This window comes from candidate division KSB1 bacterium, from assembly GCA_034506395.1.
Taxonomy (GTDB): Bacteria; Zhuqueibacterota; Zhuqueibacteria; order Thermofontimicrobiales; family Thermofontimicrobiaceae; genus Thermofontimicrobium.
This window is the reverse complement of the sequence record JAPDPQ010000001.1, coordinates 348,176-371,703: the sequence shown is the minus strand read 5'-3', so window position 1 is coordinate 371,703 and position 23,528 is coordinate 348,176. Positions and strand designations below refer to the sequence as shown.

At 45.1% G+C, this 23,528-nt stretch carries 19 protein-coding genes; 18 read left to right on the top strand and 1 reads right to left on the bottom strand.

What is annotated here, in order from left to right:
• Positions 1–246: 246 nt before the first annotated feature.
• From ONB37_01435 to ONB37_01410, 6 genes are all read left to right on the top strand, one after another.
• Positions 247–2,601 (top strand): VWA domain-containing protein, encoded by a 2,355-nt coding sequence (locus ONB37_01435; protein MDZ7398803.1) that lies wholly within the window; start codon positions 247–249, stop codon positions 2,599–2,601.
• Between the two features lie 16 nt (positions 2,602–2,617).
• Positions 2,618–4,654 (top strand): VWA domain-containing protein, encoded by a 2,037-nt coding sequence (locus ONB37_01430; GenBank protein ID MDZ7398802.1) that lies wholly within the window; start codon positions 2,618–2,620, stop codon positions 4,652–4,654.
• Between the two features lie 38 nt (positions 4,655–4,692).
• The gene (locus tag ONB37_01425; protein ID MDZ7398801.1) at positions 4,693–5,523 is read left to right on the top strand and encodes a hypothetical protein; all 831 of its coding nucleotides are present in this window, start codon (positions 4,693–4,695) and stop codon (positions 5,521–5,523) included.
• Between the two features lie 263 nt (positions 5,524–5,786).
• On the top strand, positions 5,787–6,578 hold the full coding sequence (locus tag ONB37_01420; GenBank protein ID MDZ7398800.1) for a T9SS type A sorting domain-containing protein: 792 nt from the start codon (positions 5,787–5,789) through the stop codon (positions 6,576–6,578).
• A gap of 186 nt (positions 6,579–6,764) precedes the next feature.
• Positions 6,765–8,855 carry a VIT domain-containing protein gene (locus ONB37_01415; GenBank protein ID MDZ7398799.1) on the top strand — a complete coding sequence of 697 codons (2,091 nt, stop codon included), beginning with the start codon at positions 6,765–6,767 and terminating at the stop codon, positions 8,853–8,855.
• Between the two features lie 188 nt (positions 8,856–9,043).
• On the top strand, positions 9,044–9,703 hold the full coding sequence (locus ONB37_01410; protein MDZ7398798.1) for a hypothetical protein: 660 nt from the start codon (positions 9,044–9,046) through the stop codon (positions 9,701–9,703).
• Positions 9,704–9,925: 222 nt separating this feature from the next.
• Here the strand turns inward: ONB37_01410 and ONB37_01405 are convergent, their stop codons facing one another.
• Positions 9,926–10,054, bottom strand: a complete 129-nt coding sequence (locus tag ONB37_01405; GenBank protein MDZ7398797.1) for a hypothetical protein — start codon at positions 10,052–10,054, stop codon at positions 9,926–9,928.
• A gap of 200 nt (positions 10,055–10,254) precedes the next feature.
• On the opposite strand from ONB37_01405, the gene atpB reads away from it, so the two are divergent.
• From atpB to ONB37_01345, 12 genes are all read left to right on the top strand, one after another.
• Complete coding sequence (gene atpB / locus ONB37_01400; GenBank protein ID MDZ7398796.1) at positions 10,255–11,082, top strand: F0F1 ATP synthase subunit A; 828 nt, start codon at positions 10,255–10,257, stop codon at positions 11,080–11,082.
• A 152-nt stretch (positions 11,083–11,234) separates the two neighbouring features.
• Positions 11,235–11,462 (top strand): ATP synthase F0 subunit C, encoded by a 228-nt coding sequence (gene atpE / locus ONB37_01395; GenBank protein MDZ7398795.1) that lies wholly within the window; start codon positions 11,235–11,237, stop codon positions 11,460–11,462.
• Between the two features lie 82 nt (positions 11,463–11,544).
• Entirely contained in the window at positions 11,545–12,039 is a 495-nt protein-coding gene (atpF, locus tag ONB37_01390) for a F0F1 ATP synthase subunit B (protein ID MDZ7398794.1), read from the top strand.
• Positions 12,036–12,575 (top strand): ATP synthase F1 subunit delta, encoded by a 540-nt coding sequence (gene atpH / locus ONB37_01385; protein ID MDZ7398793.1) that lies wholly within the window; start codon positions 12,036–12,038, stop codon positions 12,573–12,575. The genes atpF and atpH overlap by 4 nt, the downstream gene beginning before the upstream one ends.
• 3 nt (positions 12,576–12,578) lie before the next feature.
• Positions 12,579–14,087, top strand: a complete 1,509-nt coding sequence (gene atpA, locus ONB37_01380; protein MDZ7398792.1) for a F0F1 ATP synthase subunit alpha — start codon at positions 12,579–12,581, stop codon at positions 14,085–14,087.
• 75 nt (positions 14,088–14,162) lie between these two features.
• On the top strand, positions 14,163–15,026 hold the full coding sequence (gene atpG / locus ONB37_01375) for an ATP synthase F1 subunit gamma (GenBank protein MDZ7398791.1): 864 nt from the start codon (positions 14,163–14,165) through the stop codon (positions 15,024–15,026).
• Positions 15,027–15,080: 54 nt separating this feature from the next.
• On the top strand, positions 15,081–16,469 hold the full coding sequence (gene atpD, locus ONB37_01370) for a F0F1 ATP synthase subunit beta (GenBank protein MDZ7398790.1): 1,389 nt from the start codon (positions 15,081–15,083) through the stop codon (positions 16,467–16,469).
• A 212-nt stretch (positions 16,470–16,681) separates the two neighbouring features.
• Entirely contained in the window at positions 16,682–17,107 is a 426-nt protein-coding gene (locus tag ONB37_01365) for a F0F1 ATP synthase subunit epsilon (protein MDZ7398789.1), read from the top strand.
• Positions 17,108–17,218: 111 nt separating this feature from the next.
• Positions 17,219–18,130, top strand: coding sequence for a GNAT family N-acetyltransferase (locus ONB37_01360; protein MDZ7398788.1), 912 nt, complete (start codon positions 17,219–17,221; stop codon positions 18,128–18,130).
• A gap of 492 nt (positions 18,131–18,622) precedes the next feature.
• On the top strand, positions 18,623–19,876 hold the full coding sequence (locus ONB37_01355; GenBank protein ID MDZ7398787.1) for a DUF1343 domain-containing protein: 1,254 nt from the start codon (positions 18,623–18,625) through the stop codon (positions 19,874–19,876).
• A gap of 144 nt (positions 19,877–20,020) precedes the next feature.
• Entirely contained in the window at positions 20,021–21,520 is a 1,500-nt protein-coding gene (locus ONB37_01350) for an insulinase family protein (GenBank protein ID MDZ7398786.1), read from the top strand.
• An 87-nt stretch (positions 21,521–21,607) separates the two neighbouring features.
• A complete protein-coding gene (locus tag ONB37_01345) occupies positions 21,608–23,071 on the top strand; it encodes an insulinase family protein (GenBank protein MDZ7398785.1) in 1,464 nt (487 codons plus the stop codon).
• Positions 23,072–23,528 lie beyond the last annotated feature (457 nt).

Here is a 23,528-nt window from a genome sequence, read left to right as displayed (position 1 = left end):
TTCTTCTTATGCCATCGATGAGCGTTTTTACTGATTGTGCAAATTTTTTGATGCTGTGAAAAAGATGCACATCTACCAATGCGGCATTTATTTAAGATGACTTTTTTTATCCCTTAGCGAACTAATTCAATAAATGGATATTATCGACCACTAAAAAACAGATATTGCACGACCAAAATTTTGGTCTTGGTTTTGCTATTACCATAGTGTAATTCACGACCTCATTCACCAACCAAAGGAGGCGTCATGTTAAAAAAATGGTTGTTACCGCTAATCATCTGCTGGCTCAGTTCCACTGCCTGGAGCTGGGATAAATCGAGATTCGATCTGCCCTCCGAAATGCAGTCCATGGCCCTCAACAAAACAGGCAATCTTGGTTATGAAGGCGTGGAACTCAAAAAAACAGTGAGCGAAGTCACCCTGATTCAGGGAGGCTATTTCACCATTGGCACCAATCAAGGCTTATCACAATCTCCGCTCGATGATCATTGCGGTATCAGTTTCGGACATCCTTACGCCCTCACATCCTATCCGATTATCGCGATCGATGGAAATTGGGGCAAGCTGGAGTCGTTTCTGGATATCTATGATGCATCGCCCAAGCTCCAGGGCGATAGCTTGGTGATCAACTACGTTTGGGAAGGTATCTATCAATTCATTTTCAGTTTGCTGCCAGATGTGACTGGCAAAGCGATCGCCATTCGTTCAGCCTTTAAAAATCTCGATACCAGAGCGCATTCGTTCGGGATGGGGCTGGTGCTCGATCCAGCTTTGGGCAAAAAAGGAGATGGTTGGGTTGAACTGGGCAATCAGCTTGTGCTGCGCGATACGCTGATGAGTGATGGCGCCATTCCAAATCAATTGATGATCAATGAGCGCAATGGATCAGTTGCCGGGATGCGAGTGATTCTCAATTTTTCGTCCGCTCCAGATAAATTGGTTCTGGCCAATTGGAGGGATCTTTATGAAAACCAAACGCCGAATTTTTCTGCTTCGGAGCTGAGAAAAATTTATGATCTGGCCTTGAAGATCATCTGGGCTGAGCAAACCATTCCGGCCGGTGGAAGCTTCTCGCGAAGCCTTATCGTCGATCTGCAGCAGCCGAATTTCAACACCCCGTTATTCATGCGCTGGGATTTGCCCGGTTTCCTCTCATTGGAGAACAACCTGCTTTTCCCCCGCAATTTTGATTCCTTCCTCGAAATCGCGAATTTAGCTGGTGTAACAAAACCCAATGCTCAGCTTGAATTTCAATTTCCAACCGCTTTGTTCGCTAATACCGGCACTTATCAGTTTGCTGTGCCCGCCAATGAAATCGTTTATCAGCGAGTTAAGATGCAGTCCAAAGAGATCTACGAGGATGAAATTGTTGATCTGACCGTTACGCTGAAACATGATGGCCAGATCTTGGATACCATGCTACGCCAGGTCTTTATCCCAGCCGTTCCGTTATCCGACACGGGATTGGTTTGTACCATCGATACGGTGATCACCAGTGCCTATCCAGAGATCAGATTTACGCTCGAGGCTGAGGTGAAAGCTACTGGCCAGCGGTTGTTTAACTTGATTGCTGAAAATATTTTTCTCTATGAGAATAATAATCGCATCCGCCAATTTACAATGGGCAAAGATACTACTGGCGGTGTGACAATGGCAGACATCGTGTTCGTGCTGGATTGCAGCGGCAGCATGGGCGATGATATTCAAGCCGTAAACAGAAATATCAATGAATTTTGTGACAGCTTATTAGCCAGAGGGATAGATTTTCGATTGGGACTCGTCACCTTCAGCACAACGGTTGATGATGTTTTTGATTTTACCAATGATGTCCAATTATTCAAAAGTTGGTTGAATCAGATCTCACTTTGGGGGGGAAGAGAGAATTCTCTGGGAGCGCTGTATCGCGCCACCGAGCTTTCATTTCGGCAAATGAGCAAACGAACTTTTATTTGGATAACAGATGAAGACTATCCTGTTTATCCTGAAATCAACCTCTCGGTTCAGGATGTCGTGAATCGACTGCTGTTGTATGATGTAACGGTTCATTCGATTTCGGAGCCATCTTTGAAAACTAAGTGGTGCAATCCTATCATCGAGCCGACGGGCGGAAATTTTTATGATATCCACGGCAACTTCCGAGATATTTTGCTGGACATCAGTCGTATGGGATCGTTCACTCGATTTATGATTTCGTATAAATCACCCGGGGCGACCATCGGCACGAATGAGATCATTGCCAAAATTCACTATGCTGGACTTGGAGGAACAGCCATTGCTCATTATCAGCATGGCAGCGCTGGAAACCAAATGGCCAAGTCACTTTCTTGCTACCCGAATCCTTTCAATCCCATTGTACAAATCAGAGCCAATCTACCCGAAAACAGCGAGGGCAAAGTGGAGATTTTTAACATTCTGGGACAACGGGTTAAGCAATTTCAGTTGCAATCGCCTGCTGTCAAGATTGGGGCGATCACTTGGGATGCGCGGGACGAATTTGATCAGCCGGTAGGAGTAGGGACCTATCTGGTTCGGCTCACCATCACAGACCAGAGTGGAAAGATCACTGGTCATGAATTTGCCAAAATCCTTTATTTGAAGTGAAACAAGGAGGAAGAAGATGAAACGTATAGCTATGATGACGATATCCATTTTGCTTTGGGCGACGATGCTTTGGGCCGACGGTATGATGCTCCCATCGGATCCCAACTATCCCAAAAATCTATTACAAAATCGAGTGACCAAAATTTATGTCCGATTGCACGGTCAGATTGCAGAAACAGTGGTCTATCAGGAATTTGTGAATGAGTGGCATAAAAAGACCGATGCAGTTTATTCTTTCCCGTTGCCCCCTGATGCCCGTGCTACTGCCTTTTTCTATTGGCATAATGATATCTGCTATAAAGCGGTATTAAAAGTCAAAGAACAAGCGGTCAACCCTGGCACTGGCGAGGGGGGTGTCGCGGCGCTGGTCAATAAATATATCGGTCGCAACGGCATCAAGGTTAAGTTATTAGATATCCCACCCGGCGGTATTCAGAAGGTCGAGCTCTATTATATTAGCCTCTGCTCCTATTACCAGGGCGAGATCGTCTATCAATTCCCGCTGGATACCCAGGAATTTGTCAAATACCCGCTGGATTTGCTATCGGTGCAGATCGATTTGAGCGCCAATAGTCCTATTCAATCCTACGACTTAGTCAGTCATCCTGGTTGGAAAGTCATCCGAAATGATCCAAATCATGTCATTATTGATTTCAATCAATCCAAAACCTATCTGAACAAAAACCTGGAATTCCGCTATACCATCCCCAACGATAAGCTCAGTGTGGATTTCTTTTCGGTCGCGAACGACACGATGGATGGTCACTTCGTTCTGGTGATCAATCCCGATGAGACAATCGATTCTACGAAAATTTTGAACCAGCGGATTGTGTTTGTGCTGGACAAATCGTCGAGCATGTTCGGCTATAAGCTGGATCAGAGCAAAGCGGCTATTGCCCAATGCCTGGAAAAGCTGAAGCCTCAGGATTACTTCAACATTGTGACGTTCGATTACAATGTAGTTACTTGGCAAAACCAGCTTATGCCAGCCAACGCGGCCAATCTTCAAGATGCGAAAAACTTTCTGGCGACGATCCAGACGATTAGCTGGGGTTCAAATCTGGCGGCCGCGTTGCAGAAGGCCCTGCCCATGTTTCCTGATAAAAATATGTGCAATTCGATTCTCTTGTTTACCGATGGCTTTTCGGCCATCGATCCCATCGATGTCGAAAACCGAAATACGAACCAGGTTGGCATTTTCTGCATTGGCATTGGGGATGAACTGGATCGGGCCAAATTAGAAATGACCTCGCTCCGAAATTATGGCTTCGTCACTTATTTCGCTGCGACCGACAACCTGATCGCTGGCATCCATCGGGTCTTTCAGCAGATCAGCAAGCCAGTGCTCATAAATACCAATTTCGAGTTCGGCCGATGTGAGGCTTACCAGATACTGCCCCAGAAATATACATCGGTTTATCAGGGCAATCGATTTTATATTACTGGTCGGTACAAAAATCCGGGACGGTCGGCGTTCTCGATCGCTGGCTTTTCTACCCAGGGCTTGCAGGCTTATGATTTTTTCCTGGATTTTGCTGCTGCGACGAATCAAAATAAATTTGCCGAAAGCCTCTGGGCAAAGGAGATGATCGACGAGATCGAACGGCAAATTGCTGTTTTCGGAGAGAGCGATTCGCTGAAAAATCTGGACATCGAGCTGAGCCTGAAATACAATATCCGCTGCAAATATACGGCTTATATTGCGGATTATGAAACCACGGCCAAAACCGAGATCATCGCCGAAAGGGACAACATCTCATTGCCAAGATCATACCTGATCGGAAACTATCCCAACCCATTTAATAGCTCAACAATGATAACGATTTATCTGGATAAAGACGCACTCGGGACAAAATACAAGTTCCTGCGCATCTACAACCTGCTCGGCCAATTGGTGGCAGTGATCGATCTCAGCCATCTGGGACCGGGGATGTACACCATCAAATTTGAGGGACGGGATAATTGGGGGAATGAATTGCCGTCTGGGATTTATATTTGCCAGTTGGTCGTTGGAAAAGAAGTCAGCACGATTCGGATTAGTCTGGTGAAGTAAATTGCTCATCTGCGGGAGGCTGCCAGCTTCCCGCAGGTTTGAATTTCCAATTTCAATTACATTGGAGCTACAAGATAAAAGCCGCAGTTATAAGTATTATTTTAACTTTATTTCTTTTGGCCAATTTATCTAGCCAGCAAATTTTTTATAACCAGGAGTTTCAGGTCAATACTTATACAAATAATGATCAGAAAAATCCAGTTGTAGCGCCGCTTCAGGATGGCGGTTTTATGGTAGTGTGGCAGAGTAATGAACAAGATGGATCTGAGTGGGGAATTTATGGACAATTATTTGATCGTAACGGAATCAAAAAAGGCGAAGAATTTCGAGTCAACAGTTTTACGAATCGATCCCAATACAATTCTTCGCTAACAGTTTTAAAAAATGGAAAGATTGTGGTATGCTGGCAAAGTCTTTTTCAAACCGGTTCTTTTTATGATATTATTGGTCAAATATTTGATGGAGCTGGGAATAAATTAGGCGGAGAATTTCCAATTAATACCTATATTGATGACTGGCAAGATTTTCCATCTATAACGGCTTTACATGATGGTGGATTTGTGGTTTGTTGGAGAATGTGGGCAAGAGATCGCGTGTACTACCAAATATATGACTCATTGGGAGTTAAGAAAGGGGACGAGGTTTGGATGCCCGTGGACTTTAATAATTATACAGAGGGCGAATATCCAATTATTCATAGTCTTGACGATAGCGGTTTTATGATATGCTGGACAAATGATCCAATATCTATCTATTATTCGAATATTTTTGGACAAATCTTTGACGATTTTGGTAATAAAAAAGGGGAAGTATTTCAGATTAATACCTATACTATGGGTACCAATGTTTTCCTTCGGTGGCATCTTTAAATGGTAACAAATCTATAGTTTGTTGGCAAAGCACCTACCAGGATGGATCTGGCTTTGGCATATTTGGACAAATACTCGATTCAATTGGCAATAAAATTGGAAATGAGTTTCAAGTTAATACATATACAAACGACGAACAAAGATATCCCTGCGTTGTTTCCTTATCAGCTAATAAATTTTTAATATGCTGGGCGAGTAGGAAGCAAAATGGCTTTATGCAAGGTATTTTTGGTCAATTTTTCGATTCATCTGGAAATAAATATATGAATGAATTTCAGATAATTGGCCATCATGATAGTTGGCAGGCTAAATCATATGCTACCGTGCTAAATGATGGTGGCATTGTGGTATGTTGGGAAGATTGGGGAAGAGATGGGCAATATTATGGAATTTTTGGAAAATATTATCTTGCTAAACCAATTATTCATCTTCTGAGACATTATTCATTGATTGAACCCCTCTTTGATGCAACTCTGGGGACTAACAAGCCAACCTTTCGCTGGCAACAACCAAGCAGCATCAGAGAATGCTATCCCTGGGAACTGACGTTTGATTTATACATCGATACTGACTCCAATTTTCCAAATCCAAAAATAATCAAAAACATTCAGGACACCACCTACACCATCGATTCCTTCGCCGCTGGCAAAACTTATTTCTGGAAAGTATTAGCCAAAAACCTGGCTGGCGATAGTTTGTGGAGTAAACAGCAGGATTGGGGATTTTTTATTAAGCACGGTGCGACTTCTATGGAGACTGGTGAGCAATATCTTCCCAGTGGTTTTGAATTATTTCAGAACTATCCCAATCCGTTTAATTCCAGCACAACAATCAAATATCAACTGCCAGCAGCCACAGACGTCAAACTGGAAATTTACAACTTCCTGGGTCAGCGCATTCGGACTCTGGTCGATCAATTCCAACAATTAGGTTCCTATTCCATCATCTGGGATGGAACGGATGATTTCAATCAGTCCGTATCCAGTGGCGTCTATCTCTATCAATTGAAAACTAAAAATTTTATCAAGACGAATAAATTAATAGTGCTTCGCTAAAAAAGCATAACAATAGAGTTCTGCAAAATAGGAAAAAATGTCGTTTCGAGCGAAGCGAGAAATCTGGAAAACGAATTGATCTTATGAGATCTACAGATTTCTCACTCCACTTCGTTCCGCTTGAAATGACACCAAAATCCCGATTTTGCAGAAGTCTAAAAACATAACAAAATTATGGAGGATGCCATGAAAAAATTATTGTTACTCATGATGACTGTAATTTGCACGTTGCAGTCATTCTCGCCTGAGCCAGCCTCAGCCGTGGGGGTGCTGTTCTGCCGGCGCGTCGGCTGGAATGTCGAATATAATAAGATGGCCATCAAGTCGGTGGGAACGAGGACGGAAATCCTGGGGCAAATCGCTGTCACCCACACAGATCAACGCTTTTTCAATGAGACTGGGATGCTGGTGGAATCAATCTTTGTTTTCCCGTTGCCCGAAGGCGCCATGATTACCGAACTTTATTATTGGTTCAATGGGAAACAGTACAAAGCGGAGATTCGGGAGCGCCAGGAAGCGGTGAGGGACTATAATAACAAGCTCCGGCAGTACCTTGATCCAGCGTTGCTGGAATATCTTGGAAATAACCTGTTTCGGCTTAGCATCGCACCCATCAATCCCTATAGCGAGGTGCGCTTTGAGATCACTTATGTGGAACTGCTGGGCTATGACTTCGGCCGAGTGCACTACAAATATTTGCTGAATACGCTCGGGCTGTCACCCAAACCACTGGAGACCGTGATGCTGACCATCGATGCGCAGTCGCCTCAGCCGTTCAAATATTTCAGATCCCCCAGCCACCAAATTTCCACAGCAACGCAACTGATCAAAATTTCCGACTATCATTATAGGCTGGAGTTCGGTGATGAAAACTTTTATCCCGATCGCGATTTCGAAGTGGAGTTTGAAACAGTTCGAAGCGATGTAGATTTTCATATGCTCACCTATACCCCAGTGCCAGCCGACTCGTTCGGCAAAGATAGTTTTTACGCGCTGTGGATCACACCACCAGATTCATTGGCGAATTGGAAACCAATCTCCAAAGATATCGTGTTTACGGCTGATGTGTCGGGCAGCATGGAAATTGGCAATAGAATCCAGCAGGTGAAGGATGCTTTGAACTATTTTTTGGACCAGCTATCGCCGGATGATCGATTCAATATTATCACTTTTGGAACGTATGTCACCAAGTTCCAACCCGACTTGGTGCCAGCGACATTCGATAACATCTATGCGGCCCATGCTTTTGTGTTTCAAATGTACGCGCTAGGCATGACCAATATCGACGAGGCATTAAAGGCTTCGCTCACGCAGTCATTTGGAAGTCAGACATCCAATAACTTGATCTTTTTGACGGATGGGCTTCCGACCAGAGGAGAAACACGCATTGATGTGCTGCTCGATTCTACGAAAGCGAGAAACAAAAAAGATGTGAGGATTTTTACTTTTGGGATTGGCGATGAAATCAGTAAGCCTTTGCTCATTCAATTGGCGCGAAACAACCGTGGCTATCCCACTTTCATCACGAAAGATGATAGCATCGCTTTAATCGTTATTAATCATTTCAAACGAATTTCTCAACCTGTACTATCAGACATCAAAATCGATTTCGGTGACCTGAAGGAATGGGATCGCTATCCCAAGCTGATCCCCGATTTGTTCTGGGGCAGCCAGGCCTTGTTATTGGGATTGTACTCGAATAGCGGCATTTTCGAGGTAAAGCTCAAAGCCAAAGCTTTTCAAGATACAATTCTATTGAAACAGACCATCGCGTTTTTGGATTCAGCGGGTGGACATCGGGCGGTGCCACGGCTCTGGGCCCAGGCGAAGATTCAATATCTGCTGGAGCAAATTGAAATCTATGGAGAAGTTAAGGAATTGGTCAATCAGATCATCGATTTGAGTATTCGGTTCGGCGTTCTAACGCCTTACACAGCGTTTTATGCTGACCCAACTAAAGTGAATGAGAACCAGTTCGTCTTGCAACCGAAGGATTTTGTCCTGGATCAGAATTACCCGAATCCGTTCAATCCGACCACCACGATCAGTTACCGACTCCCGGGAGGACAGGAAAAATATTTCGTGACACTGAAAATTTACGATGCGCTGGGACGGTTGATCAAGGTGCTTGTCGAGGCGAATCAAGCTCCGGGCGTCTATCGCGTAACATGGGATGGGACGGACATGAATGGCCGAGCAGTGGCTTCAGGGATTTATTTTTATACCATTGAAGCTGGAACATTTAGGCAGACGAAAAAGATGGTTTTGATGCGCTGAAAATCCTAACATTTTTTCTGCGGATTTTATCAAATAACATCCCTTGCGAAGGGATTGAACTTTCGCAAGGGATTTTCATATTTTCAGAAGATGAATTGAGGAACGATAAAAAAAGTTCTTGCTTTCTTATAAAAAAATTTATATTTTGGGTCAACAAAAGACGGTCTAACCAGAAGGGAGGGCGTATCATGGCGGTAAAATTTAATGAGTATTGGAATATTGTTCCTACCAGCGCGAATGAGTATGTCGATTTTATGAAGCGATCGCGGATACCAACGCTCAATCGGCTGGGCATTAATGTTGTAGCCATCTGGTGCGTCTTAATTGGTGGGAGTCCCCAGATCATTTCCGAGGGCATCGCTGAAAATCTGGATCAAATCGAAAACGCATTAAAGAGCGATGAGTATGCTCGAACTGCCACCCAGTTATTGCATTTTGTCACGGATTACAAGAGCAAGGTAATGGTTCCCACTGGCCGGTTTCAGCACTTGCCACGCGTCACTGAAAAAGGGACTGTAAAGTTCAGTCAATATTGGGATGTGATACCTGGAAAAGAACATCAATACGATCAATTTATCAAGAATGATTTCTACCCCGCCATGGAAGCGATCGGTATCCACGTGGCTGGAGAATGGAAGGTGTTGATCGGGGAATCACCCAATATGTTCTTCGAAGGCCGTTGTGATCACGCTGAACAATTATTGACTGCCCTGAACAGCCAAAAATTTCGGACCATGAAACATGAATTAATGAAGTGGGTCACCAATTACAGTAGCCGAGTGCTGGTCTTTCATGCATTCCGGGCCAAAGGGGCTACAACCTCGGATTATGAGTTTTATTTTATTTAATCCCAAAATTTGGGAATCTTGTCAGTTTTTACCTTATGTTGCAATTCACTAGTAATACCAGGAAAATGAACCGAGCCTTTCACATCGATAATGTCGGCATTCCACAACCACTTGCTTTTGTGAAATGCCAAAATTTCGCTGATATCAATAGGCTGAACTATTGCGATGATTTTCAACATTAAAAAATTTTTGCTGGAACTAATTTCAGGAAGCATTGTTTTATTACTTCTCATTTTGCTTGGGATTTATTTCTTCTTCGATCCCAATTGGACAAGAGAAGCGATATTCGGTTGGTTGATCAGCCTGGGGATTTTCCTTCTCGGCATTATTTCGATCAATTGGTCGTTTCATCGATCACTGAAGGCCTTTATGGGTGTGGTTTTGGGAGGAATGTTCTTGCGTTTTGTGTTAATTGGGGTTGTGATTTATCTGATAATGCGGTTTACTACCATCAATCTGTTAGCTTTCGTGCTCTGTTTTTTTGCCTTTTATATACTTTACCAAGTATTTGAAATTCGATTCATTCATATAAGGCTATCAAAAGGGAAGAAATGGCTGGAGGTTTTCAAGGAGGTCTAATAAGCTATTTTTTTGATAGAGTTCAGGAACATGCCGAGCCGGCCGATCATGGGGGTGGCATCAATGAATTCATCATGCACCATGTTCAAGATCATGTGATCTATCGGATCAACCTATGGGGCATTGACCTTTCCATCACAAAACACGTGGTGATGATCTGGATCGCAGCGGCGATATTAGCTATTTTGTTGCCGCTAATTGTCCGAAGCCGCGCATTGGCACCGAAAGGGCCAGTGAATTTCATTGAATGGATCATTGTATTTCTTAAGGATGCTGTTATCGACCCCTACTTAGGAGAGGACGGCTACAAGTACGGTCCTTATCTGTTGACGGCTTTCTTCTTTGTGCTCACGCTGAATCTCCTGGGCTTAGTGCCCATGGGTGCCACAGCTACTGGCAACATCTCGGTGACTGCCGCCATGGCGCTCCTCACCTTATTCTTGGTTCAAATTTCAAGTATTCGAAAACATGGCTTTGGGGGATACATTAAGAGCTTCGTTCCTCCGGGATTGCCGGGGTTTGTCGTGCCCGTGATTTTTATTGTTGAAATCATGGGGATGATCACCAAACACTTCGCTCTGGCGATGCGACTCTTCGCCAATATGCTAGCTGGCCATTTGGTGATTTTCACGCTATTGGGATTAATTTTTTTGTTCAAGAATCTACTCATATCTCCGTTCCCGATCTTTGGGATCTTATTTGTAAGCTTGCTGGAAATTTTGATCGCTTTGATCCAAGCATATATCTTCACCATTCTATCAGGGGTTTTTATCGGAATGGCGCTGCATCCGCAGCATTAAATATCAGTAATCAGTAATCAATGAGCAGTAATCAGTGATCAGTAAATAAACAGTAGGCTCAGATTGATCACTGATAATTAATCATGAAATTGAAATTGGAAGATAATGATCTAATAACCTACACTCTTTACAAGGAATGAGGAGGAAGTAATATGACAGAGTCTGCATGGGCATTCATATCTGCCGGAATTGGTGCAATTGGAGCTGTTTTCAGTGGGGCATTTGGAATTAGCAGGATCGCTAAGGCATCTGTTGAAAGCATTGCACGACAACCTGAAGCATCGGCTGATATCCGCGGCGTGATGATCATTACTGCTGCTATGATTGAAGGAGTGGCGCTGATCGCTTTGGTGATCTGCTTCTTGCTGAGCTTCAAATAATCGCAAAGATTTTGAGTGATCTTTTTTGAGGTACATCTTATCTATAAGCCTTGTCACTTGTTAATTGCAGGAAGAGAATCCGATGGATTTATTAAGTCCTGAGAGCGGCACCATTTTTTGGACGGTGCTAACATTCATCTTGTTATTATTGATCCTGAAAAAGTACGCCTGGAAGCCAATGCTAAAAATGTTGGAGGACCGAGAGAATAAGATCAAGGTTGCCTTATACCAGGCGGAACAGGATCAGAAAGAGGCGGCTAAATTGCTGGAAGAACAACGAGCCTTGCTGGAGAAAGCACGCCGGGATTCGATTGAGCTGATGAATGAAACCAAGAAGAGCGCTGAGAGCACGCGGAAAGAGCTCATTGAGCATGCTCGGATGGAGGCCGATCGGATTCTGGAGCGCGCCCGGCATGAGATCGACCTCAGCAAGGATGCGGCTATACAGGAGATCAAACAATATGCCACCGAGATTGCAATTCTTGCCGCCCAAAAGGTGGTTGGAGAGGCGCTATCTACGGAGCAGCATCTGAAGTTAATCGATAAATACGTAAAAGAGTTTGTTCAGGCATCATGATCATAACAGCCCACGCAAAACGATACTCCCGAGCGCTGTTCCAATTGGCACAGCAGCAAAGTCTGATTGATCCAATTCTCCAGGATTTCAAAAATTTTCTGGAGTTGGTAAAGCAAAGCTCGGAGTTACGAGAATTTCTGAACATGCCATTAGATCTGAAGCGGGAACGCCTATTGATGGATTTGCTCAAAGATCAGTTCTCTAAGCTGTTTCTTGATTTTTTAATCTTGGTCCTTAAAAATAGGCGCTTCAATTTGATTGAACAAATTTTTGCTGATTATGAAAGACAGATCGATCAGCTATATAATCGGTTCAGTGTCCAGGCGATTACTGCAATCCCATTGCCAGAGGACAAGTTGGTTGAATGGAAGAGAGAAATTGCCAATGCCATCAATGCGGAGGTTCGGCTTGAGAACCAGGTTGATCCTTCGATCCTCGGTGGTATCATTTTGCGGCTCGACGATCGGGTGTACGATGCCAGTCTCATCGCGCAGTTTAAAAAACTGAAAGTGCAACTAATTCAAAATCAAAAATAAAATATGGAAATCAAGGCAAAAGAAATTTCGAGTATATTAAGGCGACAGATCGAGCAAGCTAACATTAGCACTGAATTTGAGGAGGTCGGTGAGATCATTCAAGTTGGTGACGGGATCGCCCGGGTCTATGGTTTGACGAATGTCATGGCCAGTGAGCTGGTGGAATTTCCGCACGGCGTGTTCGGCATGGCATTGAACCTGGAAGAGGACAATGTGGGTTGCATCCTGTTCGGCAGTGATAAATACCTCAAAGAGGGTGATCCAGTAAAGCGGACGGGAAGGGTCATGTCCGTGCCAGTGGGAATGGAGCTGGTTGGACGAGTGGTCAATCCGCTTGGACAGCCGTTGGATGGCAAGGGTCCGATTCAGGCGAAACAATTTGCGCCAATTGAGCGGAAAGCGCTGGGTGTGGTCTATCGCCAACCAGTGAAAGAACCATTGCAGACCGGCATTAAGGCCATCGATTCCATGATCCCGATTGGGAGAGGCCAGCGGGAGTTGATCATCGGAGATCGGCAGATCGGCAAAAGCACCATTGCGATCGATACGATTTTGAACCAAAAAGGCCAAGGCGTCTATTGCATCTATGTGGCCATCGGGCAGAAAGGCTCGACAATTTCGAAAGTCGTAAAGACACTTGAGGATCATGGCGCCATGGAATATACCACGGTGATCATGTCGACCGCCAATGACCCAGCGCCGATGTTGTATATTGCCCCGTACAGTGGGGCGACCATGGGCGAATATTTTCGCGATAATAGGATGCACGCGCTCTGTGTTTATGACGATCTCTCGAAACATGCCTGGGCCTATCGCCAGGTGTCACTGCTGCTGCGCCGCCCCCCTGGCCGCGAAGCCTACCCAGGCGATATCTTTTACCTCCATTCCCGATTATTAGAGCGCGCGGCTAAGCTGAGTGATGAATTGGGCGGTGGTTCTTTAACCGCCCTCCCGATCGTCGAGACTCAGGCGGGGGATTATTCCGCTTATATCCCGACCAATGTCATTTCCATTACCGATGGTCAAATTTACCTGGAACCAGCGCTATTTTATGGTGGCGTTCGGCCAGCGATCAATGTGGGAATTTCAGTGTCGCGCGTTGGTGGGAATGCCCAGATCAAAGCCATGAAACAGGTGGCTGGCAAGCTGCGGTTGGACATGGCGCAATATCGTGAGTTGGAAGCCTTTGCCAAGTTCAGCTCTGAATTGGATAAAGCGACCCAGGCACAGTTAGCGCGAGGCCAACGGATGGTCGAGATCTTAAAGCAGGATCAGAACAAGACGCTTCCAGTGGAAAAGCAGGTTGCCATTATTTTTTTAGCGACACAGGGCTTCCTTGATGCTATACCTGTTCACGCCATTCGACGCTTGGAGGAAGAGTTTTATCAGTTCATGGATGCCAAATATCCCCATATTCTGAAAGGCATCGCCGAAAAGAAGAATTTGGATGAGGATTTGCAAGCAGGACTGACTGCGGCGTGTCAGGATTTTATGGGAAATTTTCAAGCGTAGTCTGTTTTTTGACATGCCGCCGACCGAACAGCTGACTTGCTCAAAAATTGAACATTGAAATAATCATTAGATACTATGCCAACGCTCCGAGACATCAAAGGACGCATCTTCGGCGTTCAGAAAACGCAGACGATCACGCGAGCCCTAAAGATGGTCGCTGCTGTGAAGCTTCGACGGGCTCAGCAAGCGATCGTCCAGGCACGACCCTATGCGTTGCATCTGGCCGAGATGATGGGTCATATTGCCAGTAAAGTGGACCACAGTCTCCATCCATTATTAGCGGTCCGAGAACCGAATCGAGTATGTTATGTGATCGTGACCGCTGACCAGGGACTTTGTGGGTCATTCAATCAGAATATCATCCGCAAGGCCGATGCCGAGCTGGCGAAATATCCTGATAAGCAAGCCATCGATCTCATCTTAATTGGACGAAAAGGTCGCGATTATTTCACCCGCCGGAATTACAAAGTCATTGGCGAGTATGTGCAATTCTTCAAAAATCTCCAATTTTCACAAGCAGTAGATATCGCCACCTTAATTCGTGAGCGTTATGTGGATCAGCAGTTAGACAGAATTTATCTCATTTATAACGAATTTAAATCTGCCGCTCAGCAGCGCGTGGTGGTCGAGCAGCTTTTGCCGATCATTCCAGTAATTCCAGAGGGCGAAAAATATTTGGCAGAGTTCATTTTTGAACCCGATCCGATCACGATTTTGAATACCCTATGTCCCAAAAATCTCAATGTTCAGATCTGGCGTGTGCTGTTAGAATCGTTCGCCTCAGAGATGGGGGCTAGGATGACCGCGATGGAGTATGCCACTGAAAATGCCAATAAGTTGATCGCCGAATTGCAGATGCAATTTAATAAGAAGCGACAAGAAGGAATCACCAAAGAGATTTTAGAGATCATCAGTGGGAGCGAAGCATTGAAAGCATAAATTTATTAAAGCAGAGCCATTTCATTTTTAAAAGCAAACTTGAGGTTTTGATAGATGAATGAAGGAAAAGTCGTCCAAATTATCAGTGCGGTAGTGGATGTGCGCTTCGAGAGCGGGGAATTGCCCGCGATTCATAATGCCTTAGAGATCGAGCGAAATGATGGGACACGATTGGTGCTGGAAGTGCAGCAACATCTTGGGGAGAACACCGTCCGTTGTGTAGCGATGGATTCCACCGATGGTCTGGTGCGGGGCACCAAGGTGATCGATACTGGGAAGCCGATCACCATGCCGGTTGGGCCAGGGACATTGGGGCGTTTGATGAATCTTATTGGCGAACCGATCGATGAATTGGGACCAATCCAAGCGCTCCGTCGTGATCCCATTCATCGTCCACCATTGAAGTTTGAGGAGCTGAGCGTTTCAGAGGGTGTATTTGAGACTGGAATTAAGGTGATTGATTTATTAGAGCCATACACTCGAGGCGGTAAGACCGGGCTGTTTGGCGGCGCAGGGGTCGGCAAAACGGTGGTGATCATGGAATTGATCCACAATATCGCCAAAGAACATGGCGGTTATTCGGTGTTTGCAGGCGTTGGTGAACGAACCCGCGAGGGCAATGACCTTTGGCTGGAGATGAAAGGTTCTGGTGTGATCGATAAGACCAGCATGATCTTCGGTCAAATGAACGAGCCGCCAGGCGCTCGATTGCGAGTCGGCCTCTCTGCGCTGACCGTCGCTGAATATTTCCGAGACGATGAAGGACGCGATGTGCTCCTATTTATCGACAATATTTTCCGCTTTACTCAAGCTGGTTCCGAAGTCTCGGCGTTGCTCGGTCGCATGCCATCCGCCGTCGGCTATCAACCGACTTTGGCCACCGAAATGGGTGAATTGCAGGAACGGATCACTTCCACCCGCAAAGGGTCGATCACTTCGGTCCAGGCAATTTATGTCCCAGCGGACGATCTGACAGACCCAGCGCCAGCCACTACGTTCTCCCATCTCGACGCCACGACCGTGCTATCTCGAAAATTGACCGAACTGGGCATCTACCCTGCAGTCGATCCATTAGAATCAACCTCTGTGATTCTTGATCCCAAAATTATCGGAGAAGAGCACTATCGCACCGCCCGTGCCGTAAAAGAAATCTTGCAGAAATACAAAGAGCTGCAAGATATTATTAATATCCTGGGCATGGAAGAGCTATCGGATGAAGACAAGACGATCGTCAATCGGGCCCGACGCATTCAGCGATTCCTCTCACAACCGTTCTTTGTCGCCTCCGAATTTACCGGCCGGGAAGGACGCTACGTCCATCTGGAAGATACTATCAAAGGCTTTAAGGGTTTGGTTGAGGGCGAATATGATCATTTGCCAGAACAGGCATTTTACATGGTCGGCACGATCGAAGAGGCTATTGAAAAAGCGAAGAATTTGTAGAAATCGACACGAAGAGGATCGGTAAATTAGATATAGATAAAATCTTCTATTTAAAATATGGATCTGAGTCACAATGCTGAGAAAGATAGAAAGATATTAATTAATCGGCAAGTCCCAACCAGGGGATCGAAAACAGTGGACGCTCAAATCACCGGGCTTGACCAAAAATAATCGGCTGGAAGTTAGCAATAGTAGACCGTTGACTGCGAAACATGGAATCAAAATTTTTTAATTTGGAAATCATAACGCCTCAGAAGATCATTTACCAGCAACAGGTGAAGCATATCCGTTTGCCTGGAGTGGATGGCTATTTCGGGATCAAGGCAGGCCATGCCCCGTTCGTGACCAGTTTAAAGATCGGTGAAATCAAGGTGGATTTGGAGCACGATACGAAATATTTTGCCACGAGCGGAGGTGTCGTGGAGGTATTGCCTCACAAGACCACGGTGCTGGTAGAGACGGCTGAGGAGGCCTCTGAGATCGACGTTGAGCGGGCCATTTATGCGAAAGACCGTGCCAAACGACGGATGACAGAGCGTGTACCCGGTACAGATTTGGAGCGAGCGAAAGATGCTTGGTACCGAGCGATCAATCGCCTGAAAATCGCCAAAAAAATCAAGCAAGGGGAGACCAAGTAGTCGCTCGGATCGCCATTCTTCTGTGAAACAAAATATTTGCAGGTATCATGACCTGCAATTTTTTTGCTCCATTCAAAGTTGTGCTCTTGTCATAATTCAAGGAGGAAGCTGATGATCGAAATCGAATCCCTACAATCCCCAGCCCAGCTCCCCGAACTCCACGATTTTTGGAATCACAATGTGATTTATGACCCAATGCCCCAGCATATCCTGCTTGAAAAGACTTTTGGTGATAGCGATTTCAACCCAGAGCTTACGCTCATAGCTCGCAAAGAGAAACAAATTGTTGCTTTCATGCAGGGATTGATCCGCCAAATCGATCAAGATTTTCGAAGGGGATATATCAAATTATTTGCAACGGATCAGAATTATCGACGCCAGGGCATTGCCACGATGCTGTTGAAACGAATCGAACGGCATATGCAAAGGATCGGCGTTCAAAGCCTTCGCCTGATGGATTGCAACCCCAACTACTTCCAACCAGGCATCGATCCCAGGTATACCGAAGCCATCGCCTTCGCCGAACGAAACGGGTTTAGACGGTTTGCTGATACTGCAAATTTAGAAGTCGATTTACAAAATCAAAATTTTGATACGAGTCGTGAGGAACAGCAACTCGCCCAGGAACAGATTATCATTCGCCGCGCCACAAAAGAAGACTGGCCATTGGTGGAGCAATTGATCCTGAATCACTTCAAAGCCTGGTTGCCAGAGATCCAAACAACGTACACTAACAATCCGATTAGCCTTCACATTGCCGAATATAACGGAAAAATCGAAGCGTTTTCAGCTTATGATGCCAACAATTTAAATATGGGCTGGTTCGGTCCCATGGGAACAAACCCAATTCTCCGAGGAAAGGGGATCGGTGGCATCCTATTGAAACGATGCCTCGATGATATGAAGAAGCAGGGACATCGAGTTTCGATCATCCCTTGGGTAGGACCGATCCCGTTTTATCTGCATTACGCCAATGCTCGGTTGACGCGGGTGTTCTGGCGGTATGAGAAAAGCCTTGATTAGTTTCCGAATCATAGCTAATGACTTCTCAGCAATGCTCTTATTCTTATCCATCGATTGCTGGTGGGAACATGCTTTTTCCTCAACCATTGTGCCTTGAGTTTTTATGCCAGTTGTTGGCTCGAACTAATCGATGGGTTTGTTTTCGTTCTCTCGTTATTGACAAGCGAAGCGCAATCTCGATCATTGTGAAAGATTTTTTCTGCTAATGGGGTGATCGCACTGCGATCGATTTGGTCGACCTTTTCCAAAGAGAACTATCGGGATATTTTTAAATGAGTTTTTTTAATTTTTAAATCATTGCTTAACACTTTTGCAGCTATGCAACTTGAAACCATTAAACTTCCAGCATTTGAAAACTCGAGGAAGAAAAATCTTGCCCTGGAAATGATGAAAAAACGATTTTCATTGTTTTCTCCTTCAAATTTCAAACTGCTCATGCGGGATGTCAAAAACAAATTATAAATCTCGAACTAGTCAATAGAAGAGAAGACCATGACAAGTAAAAGCTCTCTATTTTTCGTATTCATATTGGCAAATCTCCTGAATGCTCTCTGCATAAAAACGGATCTGCAGACCAAAACCAATGTTGCGTGTTGCGTCAAACCCGGCATCGATGTGCTTATCGAAAAGCAGCGCCATTTAATAGAGGGAAAACGGCTTGGACTGATTACAAATCCCACCGGAATCACCTGCCGGTTCAAATCCACCATAGATGCCTTGAATGAGATTCCAAACGTGAAATTGGTGGCGCTATTTGGACCTGAACACGGCGTTCGGGGGGACATTCCCGGTGGGGAACGAGTGGCGACGTACAAAGACAAAAAAACCGGAATCACTGTTTATAGCCTGTATGGCAATACTTACAAGCCAACTCCTGAAATGTTGGAAGATCTTGACGTCTTGCTCTACGATATTCAAGACATCGGCTCCCGCGCCTATACCTACATTTACACCATGGCTTATGCTATGGAAGCGGCTCGAGACGCCAATATCCCTTTCATTGTCCTTGATCGTCCCAATCCATTGGGTGGCAATCGAGTTGAGGGCAATGTGCTCGATCCGAAGTTCAAATCCTTTATCGGACTCTATCCAATTCCCTACATATATGGCCTGACGGTGGGCGAGCTGGCGCAGTTGTTTAACAAAGAGTTCGGGATCAATTGCAATTTGACAGTCGTGCCAATGGAGGGCTGGAGGCGCGACATGACGTATGAAGACACGGGCCTGCTCTGGGTGCCCACTTCGCCGCATGTCCCGCATCCAGAAACGGCTTATTTAGTGGCGGCAATCGGCTGCATTGGCGAATTAGGAACAATCTCAGAGGGGGTAGGCACACCCTCCCCATTCGAGTTCATCGGTGCTCCATGGATCGATGGCGATCGCTTGGCAGATGAGCTGAACTCCAAGCAACTACCCGGGGTCTATTTCCGACCTACTTATTTTCGACCATTTTATTTGCGCTTCATCAAAGAGCAATGCGGCGGAGTTCAAATTCATATTCTTGACAAAAATGCCTTTGAGCCAGCTAACATCCAGGTGCATATTTTGGCTGCAATAAAAAAGCTTTTTCCCGATAAAAATATTTTCGATACCCCACGAATTGCAAGCTTTGACCGAGCCTATGGTACAGATGAAGTAAGGCAAGCCGTGATTCGAGGGGATGCGCCAGAAAAAATCATTGCTTCATGGCAAGAAGAATTGGAAAAATTTAAGCAGATCAGAAAAAAGTATTTGATTTATCAATAAAGATGCTTTGATTCTTTTGGCTCGTGGCATGATGTTCAAGCTTTTCGTCCCGTGAATGGCTCTCATTTTCCCAATGAATTCAGTACGATTTCAGAAAAACGCCAGCTCAATTTTTCAAGCGATCAACTTAATCGGAGGTGAGTCATGATGCGATTGAATGGTGCAAAATTGTTCGCCATAGTTGTCATATTATTTTTGAATCCTCCAAATTTGATCTTTTCTCAAACCCTAAATCTGGAGGATCAGGTGATCGAATACACACTGGATAATGGGCTAAAGCTGCTAATGGTAGAGCGGCATGAGGTTCCCCGCGTGGTTTGCCACATTTATTATCGAGTGGGCAGTGTCTATGAGCGTCCTGGCATCACTGGAATTTCCCATTTCCATGAACATATGATGTTCAAAGGCACCCGCGTGATGGGGGTAACCGATTTCGAAAAGGATGACGAAATCAACCGGCAGATCGATGAGCTGATGGACAAAATCTACCGGGAGAAATATTGGAAAAAAGATGGTGATCTAACGCAGGTGAAGGTTTGGGAGGCCAAGGTCGATAGTTTGATGAAAGCAGAGAAGCAATATATCATCAAAGATGATCTATGGGAAACCTACATGAAAAATGGGGGGACTGGTCTGAACGCTTCGACTGGGCAGGAAATCACTGGATATTATGTCACACTGCCGTCGAACAAAGTGGCATTGCAAATGTGGTTGGAATCAGATCGGATGATGAATCCGTATTTCCGAGAGTTTTATTCAGAAAAAGAGGTGGTCCGCGAGGAACGTCGTTTGAGTGAAAATCGGCCAGGGTATCTTTTTAATGAACAACTGAATGCCAGCTTCTTTGCAGCATCCCCTTATTCGTGGAGCGTGATCGGCTGGGATGTGGACCTGCAAAAATTAACCAAACAGGATATGATCGATTACAATCGCAAGTATTACGTGCCAAATAACGCGGTGGCGGTTTATGTTGGAGATATTCATCCTGAAGAAATCATCGCTTTGGCGAAGCTCTATTTTGGACGTGTCCCCAGAGGGCCAGAGCCAGAGCCAGTTCGCACCATAGAGCCGAAGCAATTTTGCGAGAAGCGCCTATATGGCGAGGCTGATGCTCCACCGTCGGTCACCATCAAATATCACGTCCCACCTCTCGGTCATCCAGATGAAGCAGTATTCGAAGTGATTAGCGGGATCATGAACGGCAATAGCGGTCGGCTGTACAAGAAACTGGTTAAAGAAAAAGGAATTGCCATCGATGCTTACGGGTACGGCGGTGGCATGGCCTATGCAGGACAGTTCACTTTCGGTGGCCGGCCGAAAATCGCTGCTGGACATACGCCAGAGGAATTGGAACAAGCAATATATGACGAAATTGAGTTGCTAAAGAATGAACCCGTGTCCGATTATGAGCTGCAAAAAGTGAAAAACCGCGCCGAGGCGAGTTTTATACGATCACTCAGCTCGACTTATGGCCTGGCGTCTCGATTGGGACGGAGCGAATTGGGGCCAGGTTGGCGGGATATTCAGCGTTCGTTGGAGCGACTGAAGGCCGTAACCTCGGACGACATCATGCGGGTGGCGAAAACCTATTTCGTCAAAGACAATCGCACGGTAGGGATCCTGGTCCGAAAGGAAAAGCGATAAATATTCTCCGATGCTATGAGTGTCGAACTCAGTCCCAGTGACAAAATGCATGATCCAATCAGCATTCTAATTCAGGAGGACTCCATAATGTCGAATAAACTATATTGCAGAGTATTTATTTTGACCATCGGATTGGCGGTGGCTGGCCTATCATTCGGCCAGATTCCAGATCACCCTTCAAAGCTCAGCTATCAACCTTTGAAATTTGACCCTCCCAAACCAGCCGACTATCGCGTTGCGCTGGGGAACGGTATGGTGGTTTACATTAAAGAAGATCATACCTTGCCTATTTTTGATATGACGGCCATCATCCGTACCGGCAGCATTTATGATCCGAAAGACAAAATTGGCTTGGCGGCGATGACCGGCACAGTACTTCGCACGGGCGGAACCAAGAATATCAGCGGCGATGACCTGGATGAAAAATTAGATTTTCTGGGGGCATCGATCAGTTCGTCGATCGGAAGGACTTCAGGCCGGGTGAGCCTATCGTGTTTGGCGCGAGATATTGATGAAGGTTTGCGGCTGTTTGCCGATGTGCTGATGCATCCTGCTTTTGAAGAACAAAAGATCAAGCTGTATAAGGACCAGGCAATTGATGCGATCAAAAACAAAAATGACAATCCGCGAACTGTGCTGGAGCGCGAATTCAACAAGTTGCTTTATGGGGATCACCCACTGGTTTGGGAAGAGACCAAGGCCAGCATCGAAAGGATCAGCCAATCGGACCTTTTCGATTTTCATAGCAAATATTTTGCGCCGAACAATATCATCTTGGCCGTGGCTGGCGATTTCAATCGTTCGGAGATGTTGAGAAAAATCGAGGATGCTTTTCTCAACTGGCCGAAAAAAGAAATCAGATTCCCCAAAGTCCCTCCCGTGATTGAGAAAAATCGACCTGGGGTATTTATGATTCAAAAAGATATCAATCAGGGATATGTGAACGTGGGGCATTTTGGGATTAAGGATACGAACCCCGATCTTTTCGCCGTCAACTTGATGAATTTCATCCTCGGTGGAGGAAGCTTTACCAGTCGCATTACATCGAAGGTGCGCTCAGACGAAGGGTTGGCCTATAATACGGGTTCTCGCTTTGCCACCGAGCATGATTTTCCTGGGACATTTTATGGCTATGTCCAAACGAAATCGGCGACCGTTCATTATGCAATTTCTTTAATTCTGAATGAATTCAAGCGAATTCAAAAAGAATTGGTTTCTGATCAGGAATTGGAAACAGCGAAAAATTATTATTTGGACAGTTTCCCTGATCGATTCTCATCTGCCATCGGCACGATGATTTCGTTCGCCAACCTCGAGTACGATGGTTTTCCAATGGATTATTACGATACCTTTCGTGAAAAATACCAAGCTGTCACCAAGCAAGATATTTTGAGAGTCGCTAAAAAATATATTAAGCCTGGGGAGATGTCGATTTTTGTCGTCGGCGATATTGAGAAATGCAAAGCTGGTGACGAGAAGCATCCTGGTACATTAGATCAATTGGGAAAAATTGTTGAGATCAAGCTGGGAGATCCATTGGCTGGTGAGTAAAATAGTCTGGTTAGTTATCCTCTTCAGTCCCATTTTATAAACATAATTGGTCTCAGTTCACAGCCCAGCAGCAGATCGGCAATACTTAAATTTTTAGTTCAATTTGTGCTCATTTGCTGCTGGGCTAAATCCATCCAGCGACCCAGATCTATTGGAATATTCAAGAGCAAATGCAAAATCGCGAATATTTCAAAGTAACCCCGAACTAAATCTTTAATAGCGTAATGCGCTTTTCAGCTTCACCGTAGAAATTTGTATCGCTTCATCTATTTTCTCATCCACAACTTGCTTCCCTCCTGAAGGAATGAAATCATGAATGAACGGAATTGTGTTGAGAATGACACGTAAACTTGAAGAGAAATTAAGTTATTTTCATTTGGTTCCTAGCAGAAAATTTTGTATATTTAGTCGAATTTGCTATGCCACAAATGGAGCCAGCTATGAAAGCAATTTTTTC